This window comes from Paragemmobacter ruber (assembly GCF_009908315.1).
GTDB lineage: Bacteria > Pseudomonadota > Alphaproteobacteria > Rhodobacterales > Rhodobacteraceae > Paragemmobacter > Paragemmobacter ruber.
This window is the reverse complement of record NZ_JAAATW010000003.1, coordinates 221,041-232,621: the sequence shown is the minus strand read 5'-3', so window position 1 is coordinate 232,621 and position 11,581 is coordinate 221,041. Positions and strand designations below refer to the sequence as shown.

At 66.2% G+C, this 11,581-nt stretch carries 12 protein-coding genes; 7 read left to right on the top strand and 5 right to left on the bottom strand.

Annotation, left to right across the window (positions count from 1 at the left end):
* Positions 1-21: 21 nt before the first annotated feature.
* Complete coding sequence (gene cysS / locus GU920_RS13325; protein WP_161767581.1) at positions 22-1,413, bottom strand: cysteine--tRNA ligase; 1,392 nt, start codon at positions 1,411-1,413, stop codon at positions 22-24.
* Between the two features lie 423 nt (positions 1,414-1,836).
* On the opposite strand from cysS, the gene GU920_RS13320 reads away from it, so the two are divergent.
* Positions 1,837-3,228 carry a pyridoxal phosphate-dependent decarboxylase family protein gene (locus GU920_RS13320; RefSeq protein ID WP_161767580.1) on the top strand — a complete coding sequence of 464 codons (1,392 nt, stop codon included), beginning with the start codon at positions 1,837-1,839 and terminating at the stop codon, positions 3,226-3,228.
* Positions 3,229-3,306: 78 nt separating this feature from the next.
* Here the strand turns inward: GU920_RS13320 and GU920_RS13315 are convergent, their stop codons facing one another.
* The 3 genes from GU920_RS13315 to GU920_RS13305 form a co-directional block, all read right to left on the bottom strand.
* Positions 3,307-3,891, bottom strand: a complete 585-nt coding sequence (locus tag GU920_RS13315; protein ID WP_161767579.1) for an outer membrane protein — start codon at positions 3,889-3,891, stop codon at positions 3,307-3,309.
* Between the two features lie 241 nt (positions 3,892-4,132).
* On the bottom strand, positions 4,133-5,950 hold the full coding sequence (locus tag GU920_RS13310; RefSeq protein WP_161767578.1) for an ABC-F family ATP-binding cassette domain-containing protein: 1,818 nt from the start codon (positions 5,948-5,950) through the stop codon (positions 4,133-4,135).
* Positions 5,951-6,033: 83 nt separating this feature from the next.
* Positions 6,034-6,780, bottom strand: coding sequence for a GNAT family N-acetyltransferase (locus GU920_RS13305; RefSeq protein WP_161767577.1), 747 nt, complete (start codon positions 6,778-6,780; stop codon positions 6,034-6,036).
* Between the two features lie 125 nt (positions 6,781-6,905).
* Between GU920_RS13305 and msrB the strand changes: the two genes are divergently transcribed.
* On the top strand, positions 6,906-7,298 hold the full coding sequence (gene msrB, locus GU920_RS13300; RefSeq protein WP_161767576.1) for a peptide-methionine (R)-S-oxide reductase MsrB: 393 nt from the start codon (positions 6,906-6,908) through the stop codon (positions 7,296-7,298).
* A 70-nt stretch (positions 7,299-7,368) separates the two neighbouring features.
* Here the strand turns inward: msrB and GU920_RS13295 are convergent, their stop codons facing one another.
* Positions 7,369-7,851, bottom strand: coding sequence for an outer membrane protein assembly factor BamE (locus tag GU920_RS13295; RefSeq protein WP_235933296.1), 483 nt, complete (start codon positions 7,849-7,851; stop codon positions 7,369-7,371).
* Between the two features lie 226 nt (positions 7,852-8,077).
* Here GU920_RS13295 and GU920_RS13290 point away from each other — a divergent pair, with 226 nt between their 5' ends.
* From GU920_RS13290 to ihfA, 5 genes are all read left to right on the top strand, one after another.
* Positions 8,078-8,680: a YceD family protein gene (locus GU920_RS13290; RefSeq protein ID WP_161767575.1), complete on the top strand. Its 603-nt coding sequence runs from the start codon at positions 8,078-8,080 to the stop codon at positions 8,678-8,680.
* A 159-nt stretch (positions 8,681-8,839) separates the two neighbouring features.
* Positions 8,840-9,046, top strand: coding sequence for a 50S ribosomal protein L32 (gene rpmF / locus GU920_RS13285; protein WP_161767574.1), 207 nt, complete (start codon positions 8,840-8,842; stop codon positions 9,044-9,046).
* A 23-nt stretch (positions 9,047-9,069) separates the two neighbouring features.
* A complete protein-coding gene (plsX, locus tag GU920_RS13280) occupies positions 9,070-10,203 on the top strand; it encodes a phosphate acyltransferase PlsX (RefSeq protein ID WP_161767573.1) in 1,134 nt (377 codons plus the stop codon).
* Positions 10,200-11,171, top strand: a complete 972-nt coding sequence (locus GU920_RS13275; protein ID WP_161767572.1) for a beta-ketoacyl-ACP synthase III — start codon at positions 10,200-10,202, stop codon at positions 11,169-11,171. Before plsX ends, GU920_RS13275 begins: the two co-directional genes overlap by 4 nt.
* Positions 11,172-11,269: 98 nt before the next feature.
* A complete protein-coding gene (gene ihfA / locus GU920_RS13270) occupies positions 11,270-11,572 on the top strand; it encodes an integration host factor subunit alpha (protein ID WP_161768084.1) in 303 nt (100 codons plus the stop codon).
* Positions 11,573-11,581: the final 9 nt, after the last annotated feature.

Here is an 11,581-nt window from a genome sequence, read left to right as displayed (position 1 = left end):
AATTCTTCGAAGAATTTTGACTCACAACAGCCCCTCCAGCTTCGCGGCATCGAATCCCGGCCCGGGCAACACCTCCACCCCCGCCTTCGACATCCGCACCTCCACCCCCGCCGCCAGCAGCGCCGCCTTCATCGCATCGACCGGGGCAAAGTCCTTCGTCTCCATCGCCGCCGCCCGCAGCGCCGCCAGCCGCGCGGCATAGGGCGCAAGGTCCACCCCCGCCTCGGCCCAGCCGCCCATGTCATCCTGCAACAGCCCCATCAGCCCCGCCGATGCCTTCAACCCCGCCGCATCCCCCGCCGCCGCCAGCGCATGCAGTTCCGCAATCGCCCCAGCCGTGTTCAGATCATCGGCCAGCGCCGCGACCACCGCGCCCGACGGCGCGGACGGCTGAACCCCTGCCACCATCGCCCGCCATTTCCGCAAGGTGGCCTCCGCCTGCCCGGCCTTCTCCGCCGTCCAGTCCATCGGCCGCCCGTAATGCGTCCCCAGAAACACCAGCCGGATCACTTCGCCCGGCACGCCCTGCCCCAGAAGATCGCGCACGGTGAAGAAATTGCCCAGGGATTTGGACATCTTCTTCCCCTCCACTTGCAGCATCTCGTTATGCATCCAGACCCGGGCAAACTCCGCCTCCGGATGGGCGCAGCAGCTTTGCGCCACCTCATTCTCGTGATGGGGAAATTGCAGATCGATCCCCCCGCCATGGATGTCGAAGGATGCCCCCAGCAGCGCCAGAGACATGGCCGAACACTCGATATGCCAGCCCGGCCGCCCCCGGCCCCAGGGGCTCTGCCACCCCGGCAGGCTGTCATCCGACGGCTTCCACAGCACGAAATCCATCGGGTCTTCCTTGAAGGGCGCCACCTCCACCCGCGCGCCCGCGATCATGTCATCGACCGATCGGCCCGACAGCCGCCCGTATTCGGCAAAAGACCGCACCCGGAACAGCACATGCCCATCCCTCGCATAGGCATGGCCCCGCGCGACCAGCTCCGCGATCATCGCGATCATCTGCCCCACATAGGCCGTGGCGCGCGGCTCATGCGTGGGCCGCAGCGCGCCCAAGGCATCCATGTCTTCATGATACCAGCGGATCGTCTCCTCCGTCCGCTCGGCGATCAGGGCCTCCAGCGTGCCCGCCGCCCCCGCCTCCTTCCGCGCCAGCGCCGTGGCGTTGATCTTGTCATCCACATCGGTGAAGTTTCGCACATAGGTCACATGCCCCGCGCCATAGACATGGCGCAGCAGCCGAAACAGCGTGTCGAACACCACCACGGGGCGCGCATTGCCCAGATGCGCCCGGTCATAGACCGTGGGTCCGCAGACATAGACCCGCACATTCATCGGGTCGATCGGGACGAAGACCTCCTTCATCCGCGTCTTTCCATTGTGCAGCCGGATCGTCACCATGTCCCAAATCCCGATATGCGGCCCAACAGCAGACCCGCCACTCCCGGCGCGGGTCTATCAACTTCGTCTGTTCAGGGGAACGAGAAGAAGGCCCGCGCGACCATTGGTCAGCGGGGAATGCAGCAGATGCCGATGATGCCCTTCATGCTCATGCGCCTCTCGCTACAACCAATCCGCACGCCTGCCAAGCGCAACTTGTCCGATCCTGCCCCCCGATTCGCGCTGCATGGTTAACCTTAAGATTTGCCCTGCCGCCCGTCCGCGGCGTGCATACACCTTGCTGCACTGGCCTGCTGCACCCGCTGTGGCACCCCTTCTGCACGGGCAAAACCCGCCAACCCCCTGATTTAAAGAACAGAACGCCGCCCCTTGCAGCCCGTCCCCCCGCCTGATCAAGTCAGCACCCTGAACAGGGGGAAAATCATGGATCACGATGACCTGCGCCACTGGTCAAAGATCGCCGCCGACTGGGCGCATAATTATCATGCCACCCTGCGCAACCGCCCCGTCCGCGCCCCCCTCGCTCCCGGCGCGATTGCCGCGCAACTGCCCGAGGCACCGCCGGAACACCCCGAAAGCCCCGAGGCGATCTTCGCCGATTTCGCCCGCATCATCCCCCCAGGCCTGACCCATTGGCAGCATCCCCGCTTCTTCGCCTATTTCCCCGCCAATGCCTCCCCCGCCTCGATGCTGGCCGAACAACTCGCCAATGCCATCGCCGCGCAGGGCATGCTGTGGCAAACCTCGCCTGCGGTGACGGAAGTGGAACAGGTCATGATCCGCTGGCTGGCGCAGGCGCTGGGCCTGCCCGCCACCTTCACCGGCACGATCCATGACAGCGCCACCACCGCCACGCTCTCGGCCATCCTGACCATGCGCGAACAGGCGCTGGGCTGGGCGGGCCTGCAAAATGGCCTCTCCGCCCTGCCCCGCCTGCGCCTATATGCCAGCGCGGAAACCCATTCCTCGGTGGACAAGGGCGCCCGCATCGCCGGGATCGGTCAGGAAAATCTGGTGAAGATTCCGACGGATAGCCACCTCTCCCTGCAGCCCGGCGCGCTGGCCGCCGCCATCGCGGCCGACCGCGCGGCAGGGTTTCTTCCCGCAGGCGTGATCCTTTGCGCAGGCGGCACCTCGGTCGGCGCCTTCGACCGCATCGCCGATTCCATCGCGGTGGCCAAGGCCGCAGGCCTGCCCGTCCATGTCGATGCCGCCTGGGCGGGCAGCGCGATGATCTGCCCCGAATTCCGCCCCCTCTGGGCGGGGGTCGAAGGGGCCGACAGCATCGTGTTCAACCCCCATAAATGGATGGGCGCGCAATTCGATTGCGCCGTGCAGTTCCTCGCCGATCCGGGGCCGCAGATCCGCACGCTCGGCCTGCGCCCCACCTATCTGGAAACCGCCGGGCGGGAAGAGATCACCAATTTCAACGAATGGACGGTGCCGCTCGGGCGGCGCTTCCGCGCGCTTAAGCTTTGGTTCACCCTTCGCGCTTATGGTCTGTCGGGCCTGCGCGCCCGGGTCCGCAACCATGTGGCTTGGGCGCGTCAGGCGCGCGATGCGCTGGCGCGGTTGCCCGGCATCACGATCACCACCGAACCCGCGCTTTCGCTCTTCACCTTTGCCCTTGCCAGCGACACGGAAACCGAAGCCCTGCTCACCCGCATCAACGACGATGGCCGCATCTACCTTACCCAGACCCGCCACGCGGGCCGATTTGTCATCCGCGTGCAGGTGGGGCAGTTCGATTGCACCGAAGCGGATGTGAGGACCATTCCGCAGGTGGTGGGCGAACTGATGGGGCGCGCGAAATGAAAACGGGCGGCCCCGCAGGACCGCCCGTCTTGATGGTTAACACATGCTTAACGGGCGGATAACCCGTTGATCCTGCGATCAGAAGCGGAAGCCGACCCGGGTGTTGAACGTGGTCGCATCCACATCGCCCACGCCCAGATAGTTGTCGAACTTGTGCTCCAGCAGTTCCGCACCCACCGTCACGCGGTCGGTCACGGCATAGTCCATGCCGACGCCATAGGCATAGCCGTCATCGCTGCCGAGCGAGCTTTCCGCCCGCGCCGCCGCCACCGTGCCGTAGACCAGCGCCGGGCCCAGATCGTAGCCGCCGATCAGCTTCAGGCGCGCCACGTTGTCCAGCGTGGCCGCACCGCCCGCCAGATCAATGTCGGTCCAGTCGTAGTTGGCCTCAACACCCGCCACGAACTGGCCGAAATCGGCGCGGTAACCGGCGATCAGGCCCGAGGTGAACCCGCTGCCCTCAACCACACCGCCCACATCGCCATAGCCCAGCTGACCACCGGCGTAGAACCCGCTCCAATCCGCCGAAGGCGCGGCCACCGGCGCCGGGGCCGGGGCAACGGTCGGCTCCACATAGGCCTCGGTCGGGCCACCCGCCAGCGCCGGGGCGGCGCCAAACACGGCCAGCGCGGCCGCAGCAACCTTTGCTGTCATCAATTTCATAATCTGTCTCCTGTGCCTTGATCGCGGCCGTCCGCGCGTCGCAGCGGCCGTCTCGTGCGTCACATCTGCGCCGCGGATGGGGGGCAAGCAAGGCCGCATGACAGTCTGGTGAACACATGTGAACGCAACTGGCAGGAATTGGCGCAGCCCATCGCGCGAACTGGCCAGTTTTGGCCTAAGCCCTCAAAATTCCGTGAGTTTCCGTGAGGATTCCGCCCGTTGCCTGCCGCGTCCGCAAGCCTCAGGCGCGCTCTTCCAGCGCCAGCCATTCCATCTCTGCCGCCTCCAGCGCGCTCTGCCGTTCGGCCAGCGCCTCGGTCGCCTTGCGGAACTTCACCGGCTCGCGCTGGAACAGGTCAGGATCGGACAGAAGCTCGCCGAGCTTGGCCATCTCCGCCTCCAGCCGGGCGATGATCCCCGGCAGCGCCTCCAGCCGCTTGCGTTCCGGAAAGCTCAGGCCGGATGCCTTGGCCTCGGCCTTCACCGGGGCCGCGGGCGGCTCCGCTGCAGGCCGCTTCACCTCGGCCTTGGTTGCTTGCGCTGCTGCCTCTGCCGGGCGCTGCGCGGCATAATCCGACCACCCCCCCGCATAGACCGTCGCCCGCCCCGCGCCTTCAAGCGCGACGGTCGCCGTGGCGACACGGTCGATGAAATCCCGGTCATGGCTGACCAGCAGCACGGTGCCGTCGTAATCGCCAAGCAGATCCTGCAGCAGATCCAGCGTCTCAATGTCCAGGTCGTTGGTCGGTTCGTCAAGGATAAGCAGGTTGGACGGCCGCGCCATCAGCCGGGCCAGCAACAGCCGCGCCTTTTCCCCACCTGACAGGCTCTTCACCGGGGCGCGGGCCTGCCGTTCGTCGAACAGGAAATCCTTCAGATACCCCACCACATGCCGGGGCGTGCCGCGCACCATCACCTGATCCGCCGCCCCCGACACCCGCATCCCCGGATCGCCGGTCAGGTTTTCCCACAGGCTCGCCTCCGGGTCGAGTTGCGCGCGGGTCTGATCGAAGACCGCAATCTCCAGATTGGTGCCCAGCGTGACCGTCCCCGCATCCGGCGCAAGCTCACCCACCAGCATCTTCAGGATGGTCGTCTTGCCCACCCCGTTCGGTCCGACAAAGGCCACCCGATCCCCGCGCAGCACCCGCAGATCAAGGCCCGTCACGATGCGGCGGTCCCCGAAGGCCTTGGTCAGCCCCTTCGCCTCGATCACGCGCTTGCCGCTCGTGGTGCCGCTCTCCAGCTCCATCGCCGCTGTGCCTTGCCTGCGGATCATCGCCGCCCGCTCCGCCCGCAGCGCGGCCAGCGCGCGCACCCGCCCCATATTGCGCTTGCGGCGGGCGCTGATGCCCTCCACCGCCCATTTGGCCTCGGCCTTGATCTTGCGTTCCAGCTTGTGGCGCGCCTCGTCCTCTTCGGCCCAGACGGTTTCGCGCCATTCCTCAAAGCCGTCAAAGCCCGCCTCCCGGCGCCGCACCTCGCCCCGGTCGATCCACAGCGTGTTGCGCGTCAGCGCCCGCAGAAAGGCGCGGTCATGGCTTATCAGGACAAAGGCCGCGCGGGTCGAGGACAGCTCTCCCTCCAGCCATTCGATGGCCTGGATATCCAGATGGTTCGTCGGCTCATCGAGCAGCATCAGTTCGGGCGCCTCGGCCAGAAGCTTGGCCAGCGCCGCCCGGCGCCGCTCGCCGCCGGATGCGGTGGCGACGGGCGTTTCGGGGCGGAACTTCAACCCCTCGGCCACCATCGCCACACGATAGGCCTCGGCCTCGGGCAAGGCGCTGGCGGCAAAGTCGCCCAGCGTTTCGAACCCCGAAAGATCGGGATCCTGTTCCATGTAGCCCACGCTCACCCCGGGCGGAACCGTGCGGCTGCCCTGATCGGGATCGACCAATCCCGCCATCACCTTCATCAGCGTGGACTTGCCCGATCCGTTGCGCCCGACCAGCGCCACCCGGTCCCCGGGCTGCACCACAAGGTCAAGGCCATCAAAAACCGGGTTCCCCCCGAAGGTGAGCGAGATCGACGAAAGCTGAAGAAGGGGTGCGCGTGCCATGCCGGTCAGGTATGCGGGCGACCGCGCGCCGTCAACGCCCGTCAGCACCTCCCCGTCAGCTCCTCCCCGTCAGCGCAGACGCCTCAGCTGGCATCCGCGCGCAACAGCCGCGCCCGGGCCGGGGGAATGGCCGCGATATCGACAGCAGTAAAAACATGCAGCGTGTTCAGGTCACGGTCGATCACCGCATGGTCACTGACCCATCCCCCCATGGCAAGGTAACTGCGCAGCAAGGGCGGCATCTGCATCAGCGCGCGCCGAGGATCATGCGCGGCAGGAACCAAAGGCACCGTCTCGGGCGCCTTGCGACCGGGGCGATCCGCGACCGGGCCAATATGGTGCGCCGCCAGCAGGGCCAGCGCGTCGGCATGCGCCCCCGGATCCACCCCTGCAAAGGATGAACAGCCAAACATCTGCACCACGCCCTCGGTTTCCACGATCCGCGTCAGCGCCGCCCAGGCCAGCCGCAGCGCATCCGGATCACGCAGCGCGGGCGAAAGGCAGAACCGCCCGATCTCCAGCCGCGGATCGGTCAGCCTGTCCGGGGTGCGCAAGGCGTAGAACTGCGCGCTGTAGCTGCGATCCATTTCCTGCGGGTGCCGGATCACGACCAGACGGCAGGTTCCCACGATCTCTGCGCCATCGACCGTCTCAAGGATCAGGTGATCGCAGCGCGCATCCAGCGCGTCATGGTCCAAGGCGCCAAGCTGCGCATCCCCCCCGTCACGACCGCCACGAAACGCCCGGTAACGCAGCCGCTGCGCCGCGCGTATATCATCAGGGGACCCGGCCAGTCGCGCACGGAACTGGCCCTTGCAGAACGGTTGCACCCTACTCGCTCCTCGCCGCTTGGCGACGCAAACTCAGCGGTCTAGATATGCGACAGAGGCAAATGGCGACGCAAGCCCCACGGGAAATCTTCCCCGGGCCGTGCTCCAGATAAGGAAGACACAGGATGGAAAAGGTCGTGAAATCGGATGCCGAATGGCGGGCGCAACTGTCGGATCTCGCCTATCGCGTGACGCGCAAGCACGCCACCGAGCGGGCCTTCACGCATGACGACTTCCCCAAGGCGCCCGGGACGTTCCGCTGCGTCTGCTGTGACGCACCGCTGTTCGATGCGCGCACGAAATTCGACAGCGGCACCGGCTGGCCCTCGTTCTGGCAGCCGATCGACCCCGAATTGGTGGGCGAACAGGAAGACCGCACGCTGTGGATGCGCCGGACCGAGGTGCATTGCAACCGGTGCGAGGCGCATCTGGGCCATGTCTTTCCCGACGGTCCCGCGCCGACGGGCCTGCGCTACTGCATCAACGGCGTGGCGCTGACCTTCGAACCCGAAAACTGAGGCGGAAAGAAAAAGGCGCGCGGCTCTGCCGCGCCCCTTTGGCCTTGCGGGCATGGCCCAAAGGCCGCGATCAATCCCCGGTCAACAGGCCCGGCGCGACGCGCCCGAAGCTTCCCAGCAGCTGCTGGATCACGCTCAGACCCTGCACGTTGGATTCGGTCACACGGCGCGACAGCGGCACGACCTTGCCCCGCTCCAGCCCGAAGCGTTCGACATTCTGCACGATCCCGCCTTCGCTGAAGGTGATCGACACCACCTGCCGGTCAATCTCGCGCGGTTCCAGCGCACCGCGATAGGCCCAGCGGCTTTGCACGTAGAACCAGCCGGTATCGTTCAAAAGGCCCGAAGCCGAGGGGCGGCCGATCTTTTCGTTCACGCTCTCGCGCGTGTCCACGCCCACCTCGATCAGGGCCAGTTCATCCTCGGACGGGACATAGCCATGATTGCGATAGATCGTCGAACAGGCCGCAATAAACAGGACCGCGCCGATCAGGCCCAGCCGCACTCCCCTGCCAAGACCCGCAGAGGCCGCCATCTTGCCAAAGAAACCCATTCCGTTCCCTACCTGCCACTGCCGCGTCAACCGCTGGTCACGCCTGCTTGCCTTGTCATGCGCCTGCACAACACGTATTGCAGTTCTCAACGGTCGCACACGGCGCTTTCGTTCCGGCTTACAGAAGGACGGGCCACTGTTCAAGAATGGAACAGCCCCCACCACACCGGAGTTGGCAGGAACGTGCGGCAGGACACGCCCCATCCCCCGCCCGGAGCCCCACCCGATGCCCCGCCCGACGCCCGAAAAACCCGCCCAAGCCCCGGCCGAACCCGCCACCGACGCGCCCCTGCGCCACCCGTTGCGCAGCGCAACCCTGTCGTCGCGCAAGCCGACGCGGTTCGATCTGCGCCCCGATGCCGCGACGCGCGCCGCCATTGCGGCCGCGCTGGGCCTGCTTGATCTGCCCGCCCTGCGCTTTCGCGGCGAACTGCGCCCCAGCGGCCGCAGCGACTTTGAGCTTGAGGCCGAGTTGACCGCCTCCATCGTACAGCCCTGTTCCGTCACGCTCGCGCCCGTTCCAGCCAGCATCGCGGAACCCGTGCGGCGCCTCTACCTCGCCGATTGGCAGGACCCCGAAGGCGATGAGGTCGAGATGCCCGAGGATGACAGTCAGGAACTCCTCCCCGAGGTGATTGATCCCGGCGCTGTCGCCCTGGAGGCGCTGGAGCTTTCCCTGCCGCTCTACCCCCGGGCGCCGGGTGTCGCGCTGGGCGAGGCGACCTTTGCCCCGCCCGGCGCCGCCCCCCTGCGCGACGAGGATCTGAAACCCTTCGCATCGCTCGCTGCCCTGCGCGATCGGCTGACGCCTTCGGAGGGGGGCGAATAGCCCTTCGCGAAAAGCGCAAGAAAGGGGCTTGCGCCCGAACCAAATCCGGGTATTTTCCGCGCCTCATTCGATGGCAGGTGACGGCTCGCACGGAAAGCGGGCAAACCGCTGATCGCAAAGCGAAATCAGGGGCATGTCCCCACTACCCGAGGTCGAGACATGGCTGTCCCTCAGAACCGAGTCACCCGTTCGCGCCGCAACATGCGCCGCGCGCATGATGCCCTTGTTGCGGGCAACCCGCAGGAATGCTCCAACTGCGGCGAGCTGAAGCGCCCGCACCACGTGTGCAGCGCCTGCGGCCACTACGACTCGCGCGAAGTCGTGGCCACCGCCAAGGAAGTCGATCTGGACGAGGACGCGGCGTAAGCCGCTCTTCCGACGCAAGCCCGATGGCCAACGGACTTCAGACTCCGGCAACCGACGGCGCGCGACGCATCGTCATTTCCGTTGATGCGATGGGCGGAGACAGGGGACCGGCAGCCGTGGTTGCCGGCCTTGCCATTTCTGCATCCACCTATCCGGATGTCGATTTCATCCTTCACGGGAACGAGGCGGAACTCTCACGCCTGATCGCGCGGGAAAGCGCCCTTCAGGGGCGCGTGACCGTGCGCCCGACCGAGCGGGTCGTCTCCATGCAGGACAAGCCGAGCCACGTCATGCGCCATGGCGAAGGCACCTCCATGTGGTCCTGCATCGAAAGCGTGAAACAGGGCGAGGCGACGGTCGCGGTGTCCTGCGGCAATACCGGCGCGCTGATGGCGGTGGCGATGATCCGCCTACGCCGCCTGCCGGGCATCAACCGCCCCGCCATCGCCAGCCTCTGGCCATCGCGCAATCCGGGTGGTTTCAACGTCATGCTCGACATGGGCGCAGACGTTAAGGCGGAAGCCGAGGATCTGGTCCAATTCGCCATGATGGGCGCGTCCTATGCCCGCAACGGGCTTGGCCTGACACGCCCCCGCGTGGGTCTGCTGAATGTCGGCACCGAAGAACACAAGGGCCGCGCCGAGTTGAAAGAGGCGCATGAACTGCTTGGTCCTCAGGCCGATGCCGGCGCCTTTGAATTTATCGGGTTTGTCGAAGGCAGCGACATTCCGACAGACCGCGTCGATGTGATCGTTACGGATGGGTTCACCGGGAACGTGGCGCTGAAGACCGGCGAAGGTACGGCCAAGCTGATCTCGGACTTCCTGCGCGAAGAATTCAACGCCTCGATCTTTTCGCGTCTGGCGGCCCTGTTCGCGCTCGGCACGCTGAAGCGGTTGCAAAAGCGGATGGATCCGCGCCGGGCGAATGGGGGGGTCTTTCTGGGCCTGAACGGAACGGTGGTGAAATCGCATGGCTCTGCCGATGCGACAGGCGTGGCGGCGGCGCTGCGGCTGGCCCGGCAACTTGCCGCCGCCGGGTTTCAGGACCGTCTGGCCGCGCGGGTTGCGTCTGCCTTGCGCACGGGGCAGGATGCCGCCGCAGAAACGCCCCCTTCCGCCGCGGAACAGGGGCCGGGAGGCGATAGGATCCAATGACCACACGCGCCGTCGTCCTGGGCGTCGGGCATTATCTGCCCGAACGGCTTGTCCCGAACTCTGAACTCGAAACGCTGGTCGAGACGTCGGATGAATGGATCCGCACGCGATCCGGGATCGAGCGGCGGCATTTCGCGGCCGAAGGGCAGACGACGTCGGATCTGGCGATCCGCGCCGCCCGCGCCGCCCTCGCCGATGCGGGGGTCGAGGCGGACACGGTGGATGCGATCATTCTGGCCACGTCCACGGCCGATCTGACCTTCCCCGCAGCGGCCACCATGGTGCAGGCCGGCCTTGGGATGACGCGCGGCTTTGCCTTTGATGTGCAGGCGGTCTGTGCGGGCTTTGTCTATGCCATGGCCAATGCGAATGCGCTGATCCTGTCCGGTCAGGCAAAGCGCGTGCTGGTCATCGGCGCGGAAACCTTTTCGCGGCTGATGGATTGGTCGGATCGGTCAACTTGCGTTCTTTTCGGCGATGGCGCCGGGGCGCTTGTCCTTGGGGCGGCAGAGGGGTCGGGAACGACCGCCGACCGTGGCATCCTGTCCACGGATCTGCATTCCGACGGGCAGTTCCGCGATCTTCTCTATGTCGATGGGGGCACATCTACCGGAACGACCGGCCACCTTCGGATGGAAGGCAAGGAAGTGTTCCGGCACGCGGTCGAAAAACTGGCCGAAACGGCACATGCCGCGCTTGAAAAGGTGGGGCTGACCGGCGGCGACGTCGATTGGATCGTGCCCCATCAGGCCAATATCCGCATCATCGAAGCCACGGCAAAGCGGATGCAGGTGCCCATGGACCGGGTGGTTGTCACCGTGCAGGACCATGGCAACACTTCGGCCGCGTCCATCCCTCTGGCGCTGTCGGTCGGCAAGGCGCGCGGCCAGATCAAGCCGGGCGATCTGGTGGTGACCGAGGCGATCGGGGGCGGATTGGCCTGGGGTTCGGTGGTCCTGCGCTGGTAATGCCGCAGCGCGCGCCTGAAAACCGCGCGACAAGTGGTTGATATTGACTCGGAATTCCAAACCGCTCACTCTGGCGTGAACAGCCCGGGGGGGACATGATGAGTGAAAAGACGCTGACCCGTATGGATTTGTCCGAAGCGGTGTTCCGCGAGGTCGGGTTGTCGCGTAATGAAAGCGCACAACTTGTGGAAAGCGTTCTGCAGCACATGTCCGATGCGCTGGCCAGCGGCGAGACGGTCAAGATTTCGTCTTTCGGTACCTTCTCGGTGCGGGACAAATCAGCGCGCGTCGGCCGGAACCCGAAAACCGGTGACGAAGTGCCGATCAGCCCGCGCCGTGTTCTGACCTTCCGTCCGTCGCATCTGATGAAGGATCGCGTGGCCGCCGGATCGAAAAAGTAAGGAGGTCGC